The following is a 22,247-nucleotide window of genomic DNA, read 5'->3' as shown; positions in this document are numbered from 1 at the left end:
GAAATTTTCTTTATTATTGTGTATCGTCTAGTGCAATTCTAACTTGGAAACTAAGACTTGACTTAACTGACTGAGCAGGTGAAGAACCTTCAGTAGTTGTTGGTGCAGTTTTTTCGATTTGCAAATTCACAACTTTAAATCTTTGCGGACTGATTTTATCTTCATCTATTGAAACAACTGAGAGTTTGAGATCTTTATTGTTTTCTTGAATTTTTGACTGAATTTCTTTGAATACTGCAGTTTCTTCGAATTTTTTACCTTCAGATTCAGTAGATCCATCTTTTTTGAGCTTGTCAAAATCCTCTTTTTTGAGGTAAAATAGTGAAAATGATGGCGGAATACTTAAAACAGCTTTATTTAGTTCATCTCTTTCAGTTCTTTGAGTATCTTGTTTATTAACTCATAAATTTAAGTCAATTTTTGGAGTTTGATATTTATCAACGCCAGTTTTTTTGTCAAAAACCTTGTAATAATAGGTTAATTTATAGTCCTCAAGTCCAGAAGGTGTAGTAAGAGTTTCGCTAGAACCTGAAGTTGAAGCTGAATCTGAACTTGTCTGTTTTTCAAAAACAATTTTATAGTCTAGATCATTACCTAATTTTGATCAAGCACTAAAGTTGGTTAATTCCTTAGCTTTATAGTAAAATGCTAGCAATAAATCTTTTAAAGTGCTAAGTGGTTGTGTTTTTTGTTCGAAGAATTTTTTGATTTCGGCTTCAATTGAAGTTGGAGTAGTTGAACCTGAACCACCAGCGCCAGCTCCTCCGCCTCCGCCACCACCGGCTCCACCGCCAGATCCACCTTCAGCACCAGCTTTTAAAATTGAGGAACTTTGTGTTTTTAGATGTTCTTTAATTTTTTTAGCGGCTTCTTGCAATGTTTTATAAAGTTCATCACCTGTTCCTGAGCCAGTCATCGCTGAACCAGAAGATGTACTTGCACCAACCTTCACAGGTGAATATTTATTTAATTCATTAAAAATATCACTGTCATTAATTAAAGTATTTGTTTTTTGCCAAACAGTTTTCGGTAAAAATAGATTAGAAATTCAACCACGAGAGTCAAAACCTAAAAACTGGTTGTTAAAATCAAGTGAATAAACTGGGTTGTCTTGAGTTGTCTTAAATTTAACATCTGAGGCAATTTTGAAAATATTGTTATCTACTATATCATTTAAATTAATTGAAGCATTTTTATCAACTAAACCATTTGCTTTAGCAATTTCAAATAGATAATTTAAAACTTGAGCGGGTTCTTTTTGGATTAAATACGCATAAAAGGAAGCAACATCATATTCATTTTTGAAGAATTTATCAGATCTGAGTGATTTTATTTTGTAATCTGATGCAATGAAATTATTTTCCATAAAACTAGCAAAATCTTCGAGTTTAGGGAATTTTTGCTGTCCAACTCAAGCTTTTAGCATTGATTCATTTGCATCAAAATCATAGGCATATTGGAAAGGATTTCCAATAATTTTCTTAATTTCTTCAAATTTAGGAGCTTTTGAGCCACTGTTTTGATCAGTTTCACCACCAGTTTGACTAGTTTGACCGATTAAATTTTCTAATTCAGTTTTAGAAATGTAAGCTGTTGTTGAACCAATTCTAATTTGTTTATTTGCGGTAGTGTTAGCTGTTGTTGAAGCAGCAACTGGAGTTGAAACAGGTTGAGAAACTGCGGTTGCTTGAGAAGAAGTTGTAGGTAAACCGTCAAGATTATAGAATGTTTTTCGCTCTGTATCTAAATTAGATTCAATATTTGTTGTGCCTGTACCTGTTCCTGCTCCAACCTTCTTGAAATTAGGAATTTCAAAAACTGAAGTTTTAGATCCTAAAAGTTTATTTTCTGAGTCACCAAAAAAGCTTGAATAAAGATTAATAACAACTGGAATTTCAAGATTTGAATTTTCTGGATTAACACCATCTTTTTCCTGTGCTTTAGAAAGATCTAAATAAAAATCAACACCCTCTGGTTGTTTTTTGTCAAAATACTGATTAAAATCACCAAAATCAAGGGAAATTGGTTTAATTAATAATTCAGAATTTATTTTATCTACTAATTCTTTAGATTTTTCTCTAACAGAAGAATATATTTTTTTATTAAAACTAGCGAAAAAATCATTTACAGTGCGAGTTGAAATTTCAAGATATTTGACTAATTCCTTTGTTTTGTCTTCAGATTGAGCTGGAGTAGTTACAGAAGGTTGTTGGTCTGTGGTTGCGCCTGAGGCCTCTCCTGATGCTGCACCATCCACACCTGACCCGGTTGACCCGTTTGATGCTGTTCCTGGGCCGGCTGCTCCTGCCATTGTGCCTGTTCCAGCTGATCCTGAAGCATCTCCAGTGGCACCTTGTTGCCCGTTGGTTCCTTGTTGCCCAGATTCCGCGGCTTGAGGTTGTGCCTGAGCTTGGGTAAGATCGGTGGCAACTGGAACTAGTTGCTTAATACCTTCAGAAGTTAATAAGCTAGCTTGAGCTTGAACTTGAGTGTCAACTGGCTTACTTCCAGCTTTAAAATCAGTAAACTGTAATTTTCTGAGTGAAATTTTTGATAAAATATCGTCTACATCGGCAAAATAAGTTGCCTGTTTAGCTTGTTTTTCTCCAGTTTGATCCTGACCTGACTCAGATGAACTAGCCTGAGGCAATAAATCAATTTTTTCAAGCAATTGGGCATCTTCGATATTGAAATTTTTAAGTTCAAATTTTGCATCATCACTTAATTCAGCTTTAACTAAAAAACTAGGAACTGAATTTGGGCCAACTGAAATAAAATTATTTGTTCCAGGATGTTTTTCTAAACTAAAATTGTAAATTGTTCCTTGTTTAAAAGTGAAAAAATTATTTTTGTCAAAGTTTAAATCGTTAATTATTTTTTGAAAATCAGGGAAATATTGACTTATTTTTTCAATAGCCTCGGCTTCAGTTCCAGATTTATTAATATCAGCGGCAAAATCTTCTGCACGAGTTAAAGATGCAATTTTTTGATCAGTTAAACTTGGATTTATAACACTTGAGCTAAAATCTGTTCTTCTTAAATTTTGGATATTTTCTTTGAAACTTTTAGTTATTTTTTCTAAGTTTGAATTAAATTCGGCAAGAGCAAATTGTGAACGTTGTGCAAATGACACCTTTTTTGAGATAATGGTTGAAAATGCTGTGTGGTTGTTATCAACTTGGTGCTTTGCACGAAATTGAAGCTCAAAACTTTGATCATTATCATTTGGAATTAAGTCAATAAATTCTAAAAATGGCTTATTTGGTGCAAAAGTTGGCTCAAATTTACGTAGTTTGGAGTTAACCTGTGTGTAAAAAGATATAAATTTATTTAAATCTGTGCCAGCTAATAATTTTCCACTTTGGTCAAAAAGTTGTGATTTTATTTGGCTATATGTGGTAGAATCATCAAAGACATCAGATTTAAAGGCAACATTTTGGACTCGCGAAACTAAACTTTCTAATTCAGCTCGGGGATTTTCTCCTGTATAGCGAATTCGAGTTACAAGCCCAATAGTCGTTGCAAAAATAGCAACACCGCCAACAGCGGTTATTGCTATTGCTAATCTATTAGTATTTTTAGGCATATATATTTTTTCTCCATGTGGTTTTTAATCAAATATTTAAAATTATAGCACTACAATGGTGTTTTTTTATTATTTTATTAAATAAAAAAGTAAAATTTAATTCATTTTACCTTTTAAAAGTAAATTTTACTCTTTTTTTAGTATTTTTTTCAAATTTTTGCGACTTTTTTGGATTAAATTGATTTTGAACTTTTTAGCTTTAATGTCAATAAAATCGGCAAAAATCGAAAAATTTAAATAAATAGACTAAATTAATAAACTAATTTTGGACTTTAAAATTATTTTACTTTTGAAGATCTTTGAAAAATCAGGGAAAACTGTATTCACGCAGGCACTGAGTTTGACAGTTTGATGGCAAAAATTCACTTTTTAGTGAATATAAATGCAAAAAATGCCCGTAAATCCGCGATTTTTGACCTATAATCTTGATTTTTATTATTTTAAAATGAGCATTTTGCAAAAAAAAAAAAAAAATGTTTGGTCTAAGAAAAAAATATGTTATAATGAATCTCACTAAGAATGAATTAATAAATTTTAATATTGAATTAGGGACTTAGTTATGTTTTTGTTATAAAAAAATCAGAAAATGCGAATTATCCATTATATTTTTAAATATGATGGTATGCCTTAAATTTGACCGTTTAGAAATCTACAAATTTATGGCTTTTTATTATGGCTCTTTCAAAACTTCACATATTTTTTTAGGCTCAATATAAATAAAAACGAGTTTTCTATTTATATTGAGTTTAAATAGTAGTTGTATTTTTTACGATTTTTGTTAGTGTTTTAAACTAAAAAAGTAGTTTAAAAATTCATAATTTTGCTTTTTAAGTTAAAATTTTAGCTTTTTTAGTTTGCTTAGTAGTAGATTTTTCTTTCGTGATGGCTAGATTTAAAATTTAGTGTTTTTGCTTTGATAGTTATTTTTCCTGAGTTTGTCAAAAAAGTTAAAAAAGTGCCCAAACTAATAAACCAGGACACTTTTTTAGGATTATGTCATCAAACTAGGAAACTCGGGATTTTGAACTTTTTAGTTTTAATGTTAATAAAATCAGCAAAAATAGAAAAGTTTAAATAAATAGACTAAATTAATAAGCTTATTTTTGTGATTTTAAAATTATTTTACTTTTCAAAATCCTTGAAAAATCAAGGAAGACTGTATTCACGCGGATTTTGAGCATTAAGTCGCATTATCATTGATGACAAGCTATATTTACTTTTTAGTTCAAGTGGTTTTTCATTTTGTCAATTTATTCCAAAATAATTATAACTTGCTGTTGAATAATTCCAACTTTGTAAAAATGTAAGTGGCGAACCTCCATTAATCGTTGAAATATACTCATCATCTGGTCCTAATACTCCAGTTCCGGAATTACCAGCGTTAAAATATGATGGAGTATAACCTTTTTGATTCAAAATAGTAACATTTTGTTGATCTGAATTAGCCCTGTTAATTACATAACCGCTTTGTTTTGCATAAGGAAATCCATTCATTCCAAAATGTTTAACATTTTGACCAAAAAATGTTAAATCTGTTTGACCATTTGAGTTTAATTTTAAGTTAGGTAATTTATATCAATTTAATAATCAGGCTGCTTTTTGGAACTCACCGCTTTCATAAGCCGCTTTAATTAAAGGCTTAATATCAACAATTAAAACAGTTATGTCAACATTTTTTGGATTTTTTCCATCTACATCCGGTTGTTTAATGCCAGTTCAAACTATCCAAGCAGGAACATTTTTGACACTGTTCGGCCCTCCTCAATAGCTATAACCGCCGTCAATTGAATTAGAATAATATTTACTTGCAATAGCCATGTAACGATTATTTGATAAAGAATGGGTTAAATCTTTACCAAAAAGGGTATTTAAATCAAAATTTCCGCCACCTTCGACGTGATTATTTGTGATTATGTAAAATTTACCATCATCTGGATCATTATTTACTTTTGCAAGCATAGTTGCACTTCCAAAACTAAAGCCAAAGGTTCTACCTAATAGATTTTTTGCTAGTGGGAATTTTTTAGTATCTCAAGATTTATGTAAAAATTCTAAATCTTGTAAATATCCTTCATGTAATTTATAAGGAACATTTTGGTTTGGATTATATTTTTCTAAATTGTAAACATCTGAATTGCTGAAAAATGAAATTGGTTGCTCTTCATTAGTGTAGTCAATATTTTTATAGTCAAATTGATTTGTTTTAGAACCAAAATCTTCGTTTTCAAGCGAGTTTGTATATTCAATATGAACTCTTGCTCCGGCTTTATGTAAAATAAAGGCTTTTTTTGGATCAAAAGTGTCAAATTTTGGGCTACTATAGAAGCCAGCACCTTGTTCAACATGATTAAAAACATTATCAACTATCAAACCAAGATTAGGATCATTTAGTCATAATTTAAATTCAATCCCTTGACCTTTGATATATTGAGCGCTTAAATTGAAACTAAAATCCTGAAATTTTTTGTTTGAATCTTCAAAAAACACATTTTTGGTTTTTTCAGTAATTGCTATTATTTCCCCGTTTGCTAATTTTTCAAAGTCAAAAACAAAATCATAACCGCCTTTAGTTGGTTTGTTTGTGGTTAAGTCCATTCCACCACTAATTCGGGTAAGCCTTCGGGTATTTTGAACTAAAGCATTTCCAAATAATTGCAGATTTATTTTCCGGTTTTTAGGATTATTCTTTAAAAATGTTTCAGAAAAATATTTTTCTTTTAATGTTCATTTAGCTGTTTTTGTAGAATTATCGTAATTTCAATATAAATCTTTATAATAAGGTTCAATTTCACGACTTCTAGTTACTTCTTTTTCAGATTCAAATAAAGTAACTAATGGTTTTTGTGTGTCTAAATCTATATTGGCTTGATTATTTTGACTATTAACATTTGTTAAAAAATATCAAGTTGAACCTTCAACAATATGAGGTCCATTAACATATTTTAGACGGAAATATAATTTATTATTATGTTTTTTTGTCTCAAGAAATTGTAAATTTTGCTTTGAGATTTTGAAATTATTATAACGAAGAGCTTCTTCTTTGATGTCAAAGAGATTTTGAAAATCGCTATTATTTAACACATTTGTTGTAAGTAAACTAGTATTTTTGCGAACAAAATCAGAATATTTGATTTTATTTAGAATTACTTCAGGGTAAAGTTTATTTTTATAATCATTTTCTAAGTTTTGTAATTTAATATCTTTCTTAGAACTATAGCGGATTTTTGTGTTGTGTTTGTTAATAAAACCAAGTTTGAAAGTCATTTCCCCTAGTGTATTAGTGGTTTTAACATCATAATAATAGACAAAATAATTATTTAAAATTTTTGAAGTGTTAAGTGAAACTTGAGGATCCTCATTAAAAAATATTGGCTTTTCAACAATTATTGGTAATTTTTCGCTATTTTGTCCACTTTTTTTGTCTTCACCCTCAAGTTTGACCTCTTGATTTTTAAACTTATCTAAATCACTATTTCTAGCGGTTTCATTGTTGGCTTTAATTTGAAGTAAATAATTTAACTTTGACTCAGCTTTTTGTTCAACAATATCAGCCGGGTCAATTAGTCTATATTTTATTTCTTTTTGTGCTTTTTTATAAAATTCACCTGTTACTCTACGATAATCAAAGTGTCGACTGTTAATTTGATCAATTATTGATTTGTCATCAGCGGAAATCTCATTGGGTTTTGAAACTAGTTTGCCATTTCTATCCCTTTGACCTGTTTCTTCTGGAATAGGCACAAAATCTTCACTGGTGAAATTAGAACCATTTTTAGGCTTAATATCGCTATAAGTGGCTGGCAGTCAATTTGAAAAATTAATGGCTTTTTCAGTTTTAAACACATCAGTACGTTTAGTTCCTTCAACAATTAACGGAAATTCCAACCCGTTAAATTTGTATCAAAAGAAAATTTTTGCCTCACCTTTTAAAATGTTTGTAGAAATAACATCTTTTGCAAAAATTTCAAATTTTCCAATTTTAGCAAATGTATAAAGCTTGTTAAGCGAGTCAATTATTTGTGAATTCGTTTTTCCGGCTAGTGAAATTTGGCCGTGCGTATAATCAATATCATTAATTTTTGTGTTTTTAAATAATTCTTTACCGGTAGAATCGCTTAAAATTTTTTCAATTAACGATAAATCAGCTTTATCACGTGGTGATAAAATTGGTTTTAAGAAATCTTTAGGCGCAAATTGTAGAATTTCTTCTTTAGTGTCTTGGCCTTTTTTTATTAATAATTTTAGGTAAATACTTTGAGTAGTACTTGAGGTTAAAACTCTTCTTTTTTCATTATTAACATCAAAAGTTGAAAACGAAATTGTCGAATTTTCAGGAATTTCATAGTTAAAAAATTGTTTATCTTTTAAAATTTTATCAAAAATTTTATCAAGGTCAGTCTTACTTAGTTCATCTGGTTGTGTTGGTTTTTCTAAACCAAATTCTGAAACCTTTACAACATTTGGGTAATCTTTAAAAGTTTTAAATTTTTTATTTTTAGGAATTTCTCCTGTTTGTTGCAATGTTTCTAAGGCTGATTTTAATAAATATTTATAAAATCAATAACTACCAACCCCGCCTCCACCCGAAGGTTCTTCGACTTGCCAAAAATAAGCATATGGATCTTTTGATCTAGTAAAGTCATAATCTATATATTCGGAATCAGTAAGGTAAGTTTGCTTATAAAAACTGGTGTTTTTAAAGTTTTGAGTATATTCAATTTTTACTGGCAAGTTATCTTTTTGTTTAAAATTAACTGGGTTCTTGGATTTTACTGTGACTGTTTTAATAACTTGATTATTAAATTTAATCTCTAATTTTAAAGATATTTTATTATCACTGGTAAAGGTTAATTCAGGTCGCTCTGGTAATGCAACATGGAAAAAATTTCCGATTGTTTGTTTTGATTGAGAAAAATTTTCTAAAATAATTTTTTTTACGTCTTGCTTAGGGAAGTCTTCTTTTTCAAAATCAAGGAACGAATTATAGTAAATATCAAAATAGTCATCAAGAGAATCTATATTTAATGAAGAAATTATCTCATTTAAGTCAACATCACTATTAGGAATTGGAAGTTGGGTAGATAAAATCGTTGAATGTGAAGGGTTTTTTACTGAAGTTGCCTCATAATTAAGGACTAAAATATTTCTGTTGCTATTATCCAATGATAAATCTAATAATTTGAAATTTATTTCATCATTTTGTGGTTGTTTTAACCAAAGACTTGCATTTTGAAGGTTAAAAGAAGCAGAAGTAAGATATTTTTTTATACTATGACGGTCAAGACCTTGGTCATCAAGACTAACTTTTAGGGCATTTTGAGCCTGTTGTTTAAAATCTGATAAATTTTGCGCAACTTTTGCTGGTGGTTTTTCTTGCACAATTTGCTCATTTTGCGCTTTTGAATCTGAAATTGTTTGTGAAAATGAAGTGACTAAATTAGCAAAGTCATCAACAAATCCGGGCAAATTTTCATTATCAAATTCATTAAGTCGAAGATTTTGGTCTAATTTTTGTTTAATTTTGTTATTTTTTTCTTGAAGTTCTTGCTTATTTTTTGTAGATGTACTTGAGTTGTTTAATAATAATTGAAAATTTTTGACTTCAGCATTATACAAATCAAGGGAATCTGCTAATTTTAAAATGCTAGAACTTATATGTCTAATATCAGAAACTAATTTTTTTGAATCTGCTAATTTTTTAATATTAGAAATAAAATCTGGACTAAATTTGTCTGATAATAATTGATTTTCCAAAGTTTTTTTAGCTTCACTTAACTTAACATCACCATTAAGACGTGCTATTTCTGATTTTACGTTTTCATAAACTGTTAAAGCATTAGATAAATAATATTTTGTATTATCAGAAATCTCATCATTTAATGCAAGTTTATTATCTTGATCTAAAAAATTTAGCGAACTTATTAGCTCATCTAATTCTGTTTTATTTTCAGAATTTAAATAATTAGAATCATTTTCTAGTTTTGTTTTTTCTGTTTTCAATGAAGATAGAAGTGATGCAACACGTTCTAATTCTGAAATAAATTCCTTAATTTGACTAATTTGTGATTCAGTAATTGAGTTATTTATTTTTTCTTTAAAATTACTTTGAACATTTTGGGATAAATTAGTGGCTTTATCAACTTCTGAAATAGCAGATTTTTTTAATTCTTGTAATTTTTCGTTTTTTTCAGCTGACTTATTAACAATTTTTTCTAAATTAGTTTGGATATTTTTAAGATTTTCAATTGAATCAGTAACATTGTTAATTAGGTTATCAGAATTTATATTTGAATTAAAATTTGTAATTAAATTATTGAAAGCTTCGTTTTTCTCAGTTGAATATTCATTTTTTATTGATTTAATTTGAGTGATAATATTTTCCAAAATCATTAAATTTGAGGTGAAATTTTCAATTTCTTCTTTATTATCATTTTTATATAAAGTGGTAATTTTGTCATTAATTTGCGCACTTAAGGCTTTAAGATTAACAAGGTTTGCGTGTTTTAAAACCGTGTTAAATCAGCTAAAAGTTGAAAGTTCCTGACTAAGGGTGTCGTTGGTTTTAGTAATTTCTGCGTTTAATTCACTTATTTTGGCTAAAAATTCATCCAATTTAGTTTCAAAATTAGATGAATTTAGAATTTTTTGATTAAACGTTTCAATTTCACTTTTTAAATTATTGTATTTTTCCTCGTTAACACTAAAAGACTCATTAATTGTCTTAGATTTAAAATTCGACTCGAATTTTCCAAACAAATCTAATGTTGATGAATATTTTTCTACAAATTGAGAAAGTTTGGGCATATATTCTGAATTTGAGAAATTTTGTGAGGAAATATTTAAGGAATCTTTTATTTTATTTTTAATATCTTCGGGAAAATTAGGATACTGAAGAAAAAAATTATCTACCTGATTTTTTTGAAGACTTTGATTTGGATCAGTGTAATTTTGAAATGAATTTGAGTTTGAAGTTGAACAAGAGGCAACAACAAGTGAAAAAATACCAACCCCGAATAAAAATATTGGGTTGGTTTTTGCTTTTTTTCTGTACATTATTTTTCCTATTTCGTGAGAGTTTTAATTTATTAATTATATAATTATACAACAAAAAATTAAAAAACCTATATATTTAAATTTTAATTTGTATACTAATTTATTTTTAAACACTCGTATTAAATTCTCGTAGCACTTTGTAGCTAGAATTAGTCAATGTTTAACACCAACATTTTGAAAATGTTACTATTGCTTATCAAAAAATAAGTTCATTTATTTTTGTATAACAATTCAAGACTTTAAAGTCGTTTTTCATATAAAAACCAAGCCTTCATATGACTAAATTATTTTCACATTTTTTAAGTTCAAATTTCGGAAAACATAAATAAAAGGCTCCAATCAAAATCATTGATAAAAAAGCTAATAGTTCAAATTTTTTGTGTAATTTATTTTAAAAATATTTGATTTTTTATTTTTTTAAATTTTTTTTCATTTAATAAAAAAATGTATTCAAAAAACTAAAAATTTGTTATAATTTTTTTATTAATTAAATTAATAATATGTGAGGTTTATCATGAACAAAGTAAAATCTAAGTTAGTGACTTAATAATTGCATACTTTTTGATATTCACAATATCTGCTAAAACCTAAAAAACAAACACAAATATTAAAAACTAACAACAGCGAACTCAATATTAATGTCAAATATGTCGGTACGTATTGATTTTTATGCTAAAGAGCTTATTAATTACCTCAAAAATATGAGCAAAGTTCCTATTGAATCATTTAATTCCAAACAAGAGGTTTATTTAGATGATAAAAATTCAAAATTTATCAAAAAAATTTAACAATAAAATTATTTTTAATTCAATAAATCTCGAGATTCCTTCAAATAAAATAACCTTTATTGTTGGAAAATCAGGGATTGGGAAAACCACCCTGATTAACTTAATTGCTGGCTTTACAAAAAAGGATAGTGGTCAAATTTCTTTTTTTAAAAATGGTAATGAAATTGAAAATCCTTTGGTAGACGTTGTTTTTCAAGATTTCAATTTGATAGAATCACTTTCAATTAAAAATAATATTTTAATTGCAAATCATATTCTAAATCGTTATGTTGAAAATAACCAAATTGAAAACGAAGCTAGTGTAATTAACATAAATAGTCAAAAATTAAATCGATTAGCTAAAAATTTATCAGGTGGCGAAAAGCAAAGAGCTGCATTTTTAAGAAGTTCATCAAGAAATGCCGATTTTATTTTGCTTGACGAGCCAACTGGGAACTTAGATAAAGAAAACTCAATCGCATTACTTGATTTGTTAGTTAAAATATCACAAAATAAGACTGTTTTAGTTGTAAGTCATAATTTAGAACTTGCAAAAAAATATGCTGATCAAATTATTTATGTAGAAAAAGAAAATATTCAATCAATAGAAAATAAAGATAAACCTCAACAAAATCTACAAGAATCTACGAATAATTTTTTAGCAAATTCTGAAAATAAAGTATATAGAAAACCATCTTTTTACCAAAAAGCAAAAGTTGCCTTACTTTTGTCATTTGCTGATTTTAGGTCGAAAATTACTACTTTTATTCTTGTTTTACTTTCATTTTTAGCAATGATTTTTGGTGTAGTTTTATTTGTTAACTTGAATATTTCCGCTAAAAATATTAATTTTGACAACGTTGTTCAATATAATTTAGACACCTTAAACGTAAGCGAAAAGGGGCTTTCTTCCTTAAATATTAATGAATTAGAAAAACTTAAAAAAGAAAACCCAAAAATAGAGAAAATAATACCAATATATACTCATTTACAATCATTTGAATTCAGTTATGATGATAAAAAAGTTTCAACAGGCCCAATTTTCCCCGTTGATGAGTCAGATTTTTTTAAAAATAGATTCGCTGACATTATTAAAAGCCAAAAATTTAATAATAATTTTATATCTAATCAAGACGAAGTTATTTTACCTGAGAAAATTATTAATCAACTTCAAATCACAAACCCAATAGGAAAAAAAATAAAAATTTCTTTTTCTAAGCATTTTGAAGAAGTAAAAATTGTTGGAGTAATTGAAGAAAAAAGTTTTGATCAACCTTTGTTGTCTTTAATCCATACAAATAAATTAAAGACAACATTTGAAAAGGGGTATAAAGAAAGATCCAAAAATTTTAATAGATTTGATATTTTGCCAGATAATTATTATTCTCTTGACTCTCGTACTTCAGGAACAAATGACAATACGACAATTATTGATCCGACTATTACCAAATCTTTTTATCAAAATTCAAGTCAGGTAAATTCAATAAATTTAACTAAAGGTAATTTACCTCAATCATTCGACGAAATTGCAGTTAGCTCTAATATTACTAGTAAAATTGGAAAACTAATAGAAATTAATACTACTTTTCGCAGTTGTTATATTTTTAAAGTTGTTGGTATTTTTGATGCCGATAAAACTACTAATAATGCTTCAGAAGAACCCGAGAATGTAGTAATTTTTAACAGTGAAATTGAAAATTTTTTCAGCCAAGTACAACCTAGTGAATTTTTAGTCTTTTTTAATCATGAAAATCTTTATAATAATATTCAGGATTTTTTAGATAAATATAGTAAATCTGGTGTCGAACGTTATTATTCCACCTCTGGAGGAATTGATGAACTAAGACATTCTTTATTTGCCTCTCAATTTACTTTGATTGCGATTATTTTTGCTTCAATTATAGTTCTTGGTATTACTTTATTGATTTTTATTAGCGTTTATGCTGTAAATCTTTCCAATTTTAAGAAAAAATCGATAGCAGTTTTAAAATCACTAGGCGGTAAAACGTTAGAAATTTTCATGTACCATTGATTAAATTTAATAATTATTAGTGTTTTTGTATTTTTTGTAGGTATAATTTTATCAACTTTGATTGTCCCGGAAATTTATAAAATAGTTCTGAATCAAAACTTATTTCAACCAGATTATTCGCAAATTATCGTAATTTTTCTTTTAACTTGGTTAATTAGTTTTGTTTCTATGTCTTTTATTTACCTATTAATTTCTTATAAAACATATCGAAAAGATGTCGCAACTTTATTGAGATAATCTAAAATCCCGTTCGTGATTTTTTATATTTATATAAAAAAGATTTACAAGTTTTTTAATTTTAGGCCTGAGGAAAAATGATAAAAATTCAAAATTTAACAAAAAAAATTGATGATAGATTTATTTTTAGTTCACTAAATCTTGAAATTCCTTCGAACAAAGTAACTTTTGTAGTTGGTGAATCCGGAATTGGTAAAACAACTCTTATTAATTTAATTGCAGGTTTTACAAAAAAAGATAGTGGAAACATTTCTTTTTTTGATGAAAATGGTTCTGAAATTAAAAAACCATTAGTTGATGTTGTTTTTCAAGATTTTAATTTAATTGAAAAAATTACATCTAATGACAATATTTTAATAGGAAATAATGTAATAAATAAACTTTTAGACAAAAATGCATTAAATCAAAATGCAAATTTAATGTCGATAAAAACTGAACAACTTGAACAAAAAGTAAATAATTTATCTGGCGGCGAAAGGCAAAGAATTGCAATTTTACGCTCACTTTCACGTGATAGTAGTTTTATATTGCTTGATGAACCAACAAGAAATTTAGATATTGAAAATGCAAAAATTGTATTTGAAAATTTAGCTAATATTTCCAAAAATAAAACTATTTTAGTAGTCAGTCATAACCTTGATTTAGCAAAAAAATATGCCGACAAAATTGTTTATATTGAAAAAAACAAAATTTCTGAGGAAATTTTTGACAAAAATGGCCAAAATCAGTCCTTAATTACTAAAGACACAGCTAAAAACAGCGATTTAAACTATCAAAAAACAGCTAAAAATTCAAAACTTTCAAAAATTAAACAAGAATTTAAGACAGGTTTTTTATTAACAATCACAGATTTTAAATCAAAACTTACTTCAAGTATTTTATTTTTATTGCTTTTTTTAACCAGTTTTTTTGGGACATTATTATTTGGGGTCTTAAATTTAAATATTAGCAGCACTAATTTGCAAAACACGATTGAATATCAATTAGATTCGGTTGTAATAACCAAAAAATCAAATGCAGAAATAAACACATTTTCTACTAATGAAATCACAAAACTTAAAGAAGATAACCCAAAAATTGTAAAAATCGTTCCTATTTTTAGCTTTCCTAAGGTTACTTTCACTTATGGCGATAAAGTAGAGTTTGATTCTTCTGTTGACTATATCGATGAAAGTGATTTTTTTAAAAATAGATTTATTTTTGACAACAAAAATTTAGTAGGCAGAAATATTCAAAACAAAGATGAAGTAATAATTTCAAAATCGCTGGCAACAAAATTTAATATAGAACAACCAAACAATCAAAAAATTAGTGTCACAAGTTTTCGAAACACAGCCGTAGATCTAAAAGTAGTTGGTATAAGTAGTTTATCTACTTTAGATAGATTAAATTTTAGCTTTTTACATCATAAATTTTTTGAACTAGCAAAACCTGTCCAAAAAAACAACGGGCCAAATGAAAATCTTGACAACAATAAGCCAGAAAAAATTGACCCTTGAGTATTGAAACTGTATTTTAATATTGATGATGATTTAGCTAATAATATTGAAAACTTTGCTAAAAACAACAAAGAATTTGAAGTCCAATCGTCTCTAGGTGGAATAACAAAATCAATATTAAATACACAATCATTTACAAATATAGTTATTGGTGCTATTTTAGTTTTATTTGTTATAATTTTGCTAATTCAGACAGTCTTTTATGGTAAAAATCTGAGTGATTCAAAAATGAAATTAATTGGAATTCTTAAGGCACTAAATGCTAAAACCTGGCAAATTTTCTTTTACCATTGACTAAATATTATTATAATTTCACTCTTTATTTTATTTATTAATTCAGTTGTTTTCATTCCGTCAATGGGAAAAATTTATACCGCAATAATTGGCCAAGATATTTTACTACCCTCACTGAGCCAAGTTGGCGCTTTACTTATAATAATATGACTTATAATGTTTGGATCTATTTCGGTAATTTACCTAATAATTTCTTGACTAAGTTATCGTAAACCGGTAATTAAATTGCTAAAATTTGAGCAATTCTAATTTTTGGATTTACTTGTATAGTTAGGGCTAAATTTTATCTAAATTTGCCAAATCTCTTTGTTATTCATTATAAATTCCTAAAGATTTAAAGCTGTTCAAGGCTTAATTCTTTAGGAATTTTTGCTATTTAAAAGGCAAAAATTAGTTGCTTTTTGCTTAAATCCTGAGTTTCCAGTTTGATGGTAAAATTCACTTTTTAGGAATGCAAATATGAAAAAATACCCAGATTTACGGGTATTTTTGAGGTTAAAATCTTAATTTTTATTATTTTAAAATTAAGCCTTTGCAAAAAAAAAAAAAATGTTTGGTCAAAAATAAAATTGTGTTATAATGATTCTCACTTAAGAATAAATTAATAAATTGACGATATTGAATTAAGGAGGAATTAATTATGTTTTTTGACATAATAAAATAAGTGCGAATTATCCATTATATTTTTAAATATGATGGGATGCCTTAAATTTACCCGTTTAGAAATCTATAAATTTAGGGCTTTTGGTTGTTGTTCTTTCAAAACTTCATATGTTTTTTTAGGCTCAATGCAAGTAAAAACGAGTTTTCTATTTGCATTGAGTTTAAATAGTAGTTGTATTTTTTATGGTTTTTGTTGTTTTGTCCATAGCTTGATTTTGCCGTGTTTTAAAATAGGTAATTAATTTTTAGCAAAAAAGTTAAAAAAGTTCCCAAAACCAGACACCTTTTTAAGATTAGCTCATTAAACTGGGAAACTCGGGAAAAATTAGTTGCTTTTTGCTTAAATTAATATTCTAATTTGTCCTATTTATTCAAAATTTGTAAGCTTTTTTAGAAATTATTCTTTATCTATGACACTAATTTTGATATTGTATTCAGATAATGACTCAGGATTTATTGATGAAGGTGAATTTAGCAATAAGTCCAAACCTTTTGAATTTACTGGAAAAGCAATAACATCACGAATTGAGTTAGTTTGTAATAAAATCATAATTAGACGGTCAAGACCGAAAGCAAAGCCTCCATGAGGTGGGACTCCAAAATTAAAAGCTTTTAAAAGACTGCCAAATTGAAGGTTAATCTGATCTTGATTAAGACCTAAAATTCTAAAAATTTTACTTTGTAATTCAGAATTATTAATTCTTATTGAACCAGAACCAAGTTCAAAACCATTAAGCACAAGATCATAAGACTGAGCGCGAACTTTTATAGGGTCAGTATCTAAAAATTCAATATTTTCAACAACAGGCGCTGTAAAAGGGTGGTGAGCAGAAGTTATTTGCTGATTTGAATCAAGTTCAAAAAGTGGTCAGTTAATAATTCAGGCAAATTTAAATTCATTTTTATTGATAATAAGGTCGTATTTTTGTGCTAATAAATTCCGTAAAGCCCCAAGAGCTAATGATGTTTCTTGATAATTATCAGAAATTAAAAATAAAGTTCCGTTTTGATAATTGTTGTCTAATAGTCAACTTTCAAGCTTAGATTTCAAGACAGATTCATCAGTTTTAAAAGAAAAATACAAAATTTTTCCAGACTCAATATGAATGTATAAAAGTCTGTTTGCATTATGTTGTCTTATTTTTTCAGAAAAAATTCGGTAATCTGCTTTTGAAATTAAAACATTTTCAAGAAAAATTCCACGAGTTTTACCTTGAAAAAGTGGGTCTTGACCATCAAGAAAATCAAGTGAAAATAATTTATTTTCAAATCGCAAGTCAGGTTTATCGGTTCCATATTTGTCAATTACAAAATCATAGTCAAGCCGCGGAAATTCAATGTTTGAATTAGAGTAAATTTTTTCTCACAAATATTTTATAAGGTTTTCAATTTGATTGGAGATTTTTTCAAAATTACTAAAACCAAATTCTAAATCTAGTTGACAAAATTCAAATTGGCGGTCCTTTCTTAGATCCTCATCGCGAAAAACACGGGCAAATTGGAAGTATTTTTCAAATCCAGAAACCATTAAAAGTTGCTTATAAATTTGAGGTGATTGCGGTAAGGCAAAAAATTTTCCTTTTTGTCGAGTAGGAACTAAAAAAGATCTCGCTCCTTCAGGTGTTGATTTTGACAAAATCGGAGTTTCAATTTCAATAAAATTATTTTCAAAAAGGAAAGAGCGAATATAGTGAAAAACTTTATAGCGAAAAGTCAAATTTTTCTGCATTACTTCACGGCGTAAATCTAAAAATCGGTATTCCAAACGTAAATCTTCATTGGCGTGAGCTTCATTATGAATTTCAAACGGAATTGGCTGTGAAAATGAAAGTGTTTCAAAATTTATTGCGTTTATTTCAAGATCACCGTTATGAATTTTTGTATTTGGATTGCTTCTTAGTGATAAAATACCTTCAACACGGACAACAGATTCTTTTGAATATTTATCGACTTTTTTGGTATTTTCATCAATAATTACTTGAAAAATTCCGTGATAATCACGGATTACCACAAAGGTTTTACTTTTAATTTTACGAATATTTTGGACTCAGCCTTGAATTGAGACTATATTTCCAATTTGATCTTTGGATAAATTTTTTGAATTATACATGAGTTTCTCCGTCTATAAGTGTTTTTAAAAATTTAAAATCAATATTTAAAAGTGAAATTACTTTATTAATAGATGTTTGAAGATTTTTGATTGATATTTGGCCAGGTTGTTCGTCTTTTTCAAAGAAAAAAGCAAATTTTGCACCTGATTTTTTTGCTTTTTGGAATCCATCTTTAATTGATAGAGGCGATTTATTTAAATCAACTCGAAAATTTTGCTCGCGGAGTAAAATTGCAAGTTCAAAATTTTTAAGAATTTCATCTTTACTAAAGCCGATTAAATAAAAATCTAAATTTGTTAATTTAGTAGGGGAATTAGATTTAAAAATTTCTATTAGACGCTCAATTCCAAAGGCAACCCCGATACTTTTAAAATTAGACATCCCAAATTTTTGTGGTAAATTATTATAACAACCTCCACCAGCGAATGTTAATTTTGAACCTAAAATTTTGCCATTATCAATAAATTCAAAAACAAATTCATCATAATAATCAAGCCCTCGAACTAATGAGTAGTCAATCACGTAATTAATTTTAAATTTTTCAAAAATTGAAATTATTGAATTGAAATTTTTCTTATCCTCTGTTGATCAAAAGTCACTTATTTTTGGGGCTGATTTAACAAAATCTTTAGAATATTCTATCTTGTCATCAAGAATTCTCAAAGGATTATTTTTAATGCGCAATTTAGAGATAGGCTCGAGTTTATCGATATATTTTTCAAAATATTGACTTAAAGCTTTAGAATATTCTTGTCTTGTTTGTGAATTTGAAAGGTAATTAATTTTAAGTTGGTAGTTTTGAATTTTAAGATTTTCAAGAATTTTAATAACTAAAAGAATAACTTCTAAAACTTGTAAAAAAAATGACTCTGGTTTATAGTTAGTAATTTCAAATCCGGCTTGATAAAACTGACGAAAACGTCCTTTTTGTGGTTTTTCATAGCGAAACATGGGACCAAAATAAAAAAATTTTTTTTCAACTTGGTGCAATTTGTGCTGTCAAATTGCTCGCATGATTGGCGCAGTTCCCTCTGGCCTTAAAGCTAATTGTCGATTTGATTTATCTAAAAATTTATAGAGTTCTTTGGTTACTACATCTGAATCTTGACTAGTTTTTTCAAAAATTTCTGCATATTCAAAAATTGGTGTTTCAATATATGCGAAATTAAATTTTCCAGCATATTGGAAAAAAATATTACGGATTTTTAGGAATATTTCACTTTCTTGCTCAACAATATCATAAGTACCCTTAGGACTTGAATTTAAGAATGATTTCATTTTTAACCTTTAATTTTGAACCATAGAAAATTTTACAAAATAAAAACCAAAAATTAAAATAGATATTTTTTAGTAATTATTTTAATTTTTGGTTACTTATTTCTCATAGTCATTAATACTTGCAAATGTTTGTTCATGAACTTTTTGGATATTTCAGTATTTAGCGTTAATTCTTTTTTGTTTTTTATAGTTTCGATATGCTTCTAATTTATTTCATATTCTAGTTGCGACAAATAATGAAGAATATGTTCCGATTATAACACCTATAAGCATTGTTAAACTGAAAACTACGTCAATTGACTCATAAAAAATCATTAAAACTATGATTGTAAAAATTGTTGTTAGAGATGTAAAAATAGATCTTTTGGCTGTGTCTTTGATTGCCTCTAGTGAAATTTGTTTAATTTTTTCACTTTTGTAAACATCAACGTGATTTGTTTCACTAAATTTTGTCTTAATACGGTCAAAGACAACAATTGTATCATTTACGGTATAACCAATTAGAGTTAAAATTGCAACAACCAAATTTTGAGATATTTGAATTCGAGTGATAATAATCGCAGAAAATACCATTAAAACATTAAATAATTGGGAAAGAATAATTGCAAATGAAAAAGTTCATTTAAATCTAATCAGTGTAAAAATACTTACAAAAACAAGTGCTAAGCCAACTGAAAGTATTGCATTAAAAATTAATTTTTGTGCTTCTTCATTTGAAATTGAATAATTTGTCATTCGAATATTTGAGAAATTGCTTTGAATTTCTGAATTAAGGGCAGAAAGTCTAGAAGCTAAATCTAGTTGGGTTTTGACTTCAATATTAAAAATAGAAGATGATTCATTTAACGGATTTAAAATTATTTGCGAATTTGTACTATTAATATTATGTGAATTTAAAAAATCAATTATTTTGTTAGCTTTTTCTTGATTTATCAAGTCAAAACTTGAATTTGAGGTTTCAATTAGCAAGTTTGTACCACCACTAAAGTCAATAGCTAAATTAAATCCTGAACCAAAAGACTTATAAATTCCGGCAAAAGTTGCAAAAACCACTATTGAGCCTACAAACAAAACAAGCGGAGTCCATCTAGAATATTTATAAATTTTTTCATAATTAATTCTTGAATAAACTGATTGGTAACCTCGTTCATATTTTTTCAAGTAATAATTTTTTATACCTAAAAGTCAAAATCTGTTACTTTTTTGGAAATAATCAGCTTTAAGGATAAAGCTTGTGAAAAATTTTGTAAATCCAATTGTCACTATTAGTGTAAAGACAATTGAAAAAATAAGAGTAATTGAGAAACTTTTTACATTTTTTGTTCCAAAAAAGAACAAAACAAGTGCGGCTATCAGTGTTGTAACATTTGAGTCAATAATTGCATTAAAAGAGGTTCGATTAGCCTGGGAGTTTGCTTTTATTGCCGAATTACCGGCATAAATTCTCGACTTAAATAATTCAAAACTAATGACATTTGCGTCAATATTCATCCCAATTCCAACAACAAGCGCTGAAATAGTTATTGGAGAATATTCGCCTCGAACAATTGTGAAAAAAAGTAATGTCAAAAAGACATAAAGCGAAAGTGAAATTGTTGCAACAATTCCTAACATCCCGTAATTTACAATTAAAAATAGCGAAATTATCGCAATTGCTAGACCAATTGCAATTCATCCAGCAATAAAGGCTGACTCAGACTTGGTTTTGCTAACAAATGAAGCTGACAAAAAATCTAATTTATAATCAGCAGTCCCATAATTAATATCAAGTGCTAATTGTTTTGCTTCTTGAGGAGAAAAATTACCTGTAATTACAAAGGATTTTCCATTTAAAGCTTGACTAACTGTTGCATCAGAAATTAAATATCTTTTTGCATCAATTTGGAATTTTTTAAGTGAAGGTTGTAAAATTTTTCGGTCTGGCAAAAAATCAGGGGTAGTTTTTTCACCAACGTGCAAAAAATTATATATATTTTTATTAGCCCTTTCCCACTGAAGCGGGAATTTTTCTTGAGCAATTTTTTTAAGTTCAGAAATATTAGACCAAATTAAAATTCTGTTTTGACCACGGGGCAATTTTGAAATATGTTCAGTGGCTTTAGTTCACTCTAATTGAGCATTGTTGTCTTTTAATTCGATTAATACTTGATTACTTGATGGATTTTGGGGATTTGGCTGTGAAAGGGCAGAACCTGGAGCAAATGGAACTAACCAATTTGACTCATCGCCGTTTTCAAGACTAAGGTTTGTTTCAAATTTACCGTCAAAAAAAAGGGGATTTGTATTAACATCTGTAATTGTTAGTGTTGGTTTATTAACAATTTCTTCAATAAATTGCTCTAATTCACGGTTATTTGATATTTTATTACGTGAAATTCTTATTCGTCCTTCACCTTCGGTAAAAACGTTGGTACCATTCAAATTAGCCCCGCCGGTTAGCCGCTGGAAAATAGCCGAATCTGCCTCCTGAACAACTTTTGAAGATGGAATTTTTCCGTCCAAAGTTTTAACTTGAACTAAAACCTCAGCCCCGCCACCATATTCAATTGAGCGATTGATGTTCTGAGAAATATAGTAATTTGAAACGAGAAAAACACCACTTCCAAGAAAAGAAAATGTTAAAAAAGCAAGAAAAAAACGCTTTCAACTATTAAGCGAAAACAACCTAGCAAAAAAACTACGTATTTTCATGACTTCCCCTTCTAGTAAATTTAAAATTATACCATG

At 27.8% G+C, this 22,247-nt stretch carries 8 protein-coding genes; 3 read left to right on the top strand and 5 right to left on the bottom strand.

Annotated elements, in window-relative coordinates:
* Window positions 1-13 precede the first annotated feature (13 nt).
* Both PWA39_RS00670 and PWA39_RS00665 read right to left on the bottom strand, forming a co-directional pair.
* A complete protein-coding gene (locus PWA39_RS00670; RefSeq protein WP_069099320.1) occupies window positions 14-3,586 on the bottom strand; it encodes a P97 family adhesin in 3,573 nt (1,190 codons plus the stop codon).
* Between the two features lie 1,122 nt (window positions 3,587-4,708).
* On the bottom strand, window positions 4,709-10,639 hold the full coding sequence (locus PWA39_RS00665; RefSeq protein ID WP_069099319.1) for an MGA_1079 family surface serine endopeptidase: 5,931 nt from the start codon (window positions 10,637-10,639) through the stop codon (window positions 4,709-4,711).
* A 647-nt stretch (window positions 10,640-11,286) separates the two neighbouring features.
* Here PWA39_RS00665 and PWA39_RS00660 point away from each other — a divergent pair.
* The 3 genes from PWA39_RS00660 to PWA39_RS00650 all read left to right on the top strand — a co-directional run bounded on the left by PWA39_RS00660 (window position 11,287) and on the right by PWA39_RS00650 (window position 15,717).
* On the top strand, window positions 11,287-11,427 hold the full coding sequence (locus PWA39_RS00660) for a hypothetical protein (protein ID WP_169815916.1): 141 nt from the start codon (window positions 11,287-11,289) through the stop codon (window positions 11,425-11,427).
* Complete coding sequence (locus PWA39_RS00655) at window positions 11,393-13,675, top strand: ATP-binding cassette domain-containing protein (protein WP_069099318.1); 2,283 nt, start codon at window positions 11,393-11,395, stop codon at window positions 13,673-13,675. The genes PWA39_RS00660 and PWA39_RS00655 overlap by 35 nt, the downstream gene beginning before the upstream one ends.
* 77 nt (window positions 13,676-13,752) lie before the next feature.
* A complete protein-coding gene (locus tag PWA39_RS00650) occupies window positions 13,753-15,717 on the top strand; it encodes an ABC transporter ATP-binding protein (RefSeq protein ID WP_069099317.1) in 1,965 nt (654 codons plus the stop codon).
* 811 nt (window positions 15,718-16,528) lie between these two features.
* On the opposite strand, the gene aspS is transcribed toward PWA39_RS00650, so the two are convergent.
* The 3 genes from aspS to secDF form a co-directional block, all read right to left on the bottom strand.
* Entirely contained in the window at window positions 16,529-18,241 is a 1,713-nt protein-coding gene (aspS, locus tag PWA39_RS00645; protein WP_069099316.1) for an aspartate--tRNA ligase, read from the bottom strand.
* Window positions 18,234-19,520: a histidine--tRNA ligase gene (gene hisS, locus PWA39_RS00640; RefSeq protein WP_069099315.1), complete on the bottom strand. Its 1,287-nt coding sequence runs from the start codon at window positions 19,518-19,520 to the stop codon at window positions 18,234-18,236. Before hisS ends, aspS begins: the two co-directional genes overlap by 8 nt.
* A 96-nt stretch (window positions 19,521-19,616) precedes the next feature.
* Window positions 19,617-22,211 carry a protein translocase subunit SecDF gene (secDF, locus tag PWA39_RS00635; RefSeq protein ID WP_069099314.1) on the bottom strand — a complete coding sequence of 865 codons (2,595 nt, stop codon included), beginning with the start codon at window positions 22,209-22,211 and terminating at the stop codon, window positions 19,617-19,619.
* Window positions 22,212-22,247 lie beyond the last annotated feature (36 nt).

This window comes from Mesomycoplasma ovipneumoniae ATCC 29419, from assembly GCF_028885435.1.
GTDB classification, from domain to species: domain Bacteria; phylum Bacillota_I; class Bacilli_A; order Mycoplasmatales; family Metamycoplasmataceae; genus Mesomycoplasma; species Mesomycoplasma ovipneumoniae.
The sequence above is the reverse complement of the archived record's forward strand: the minus strand, read 5'-3'. Positions and strand labels throughout refer to the sequence as shown.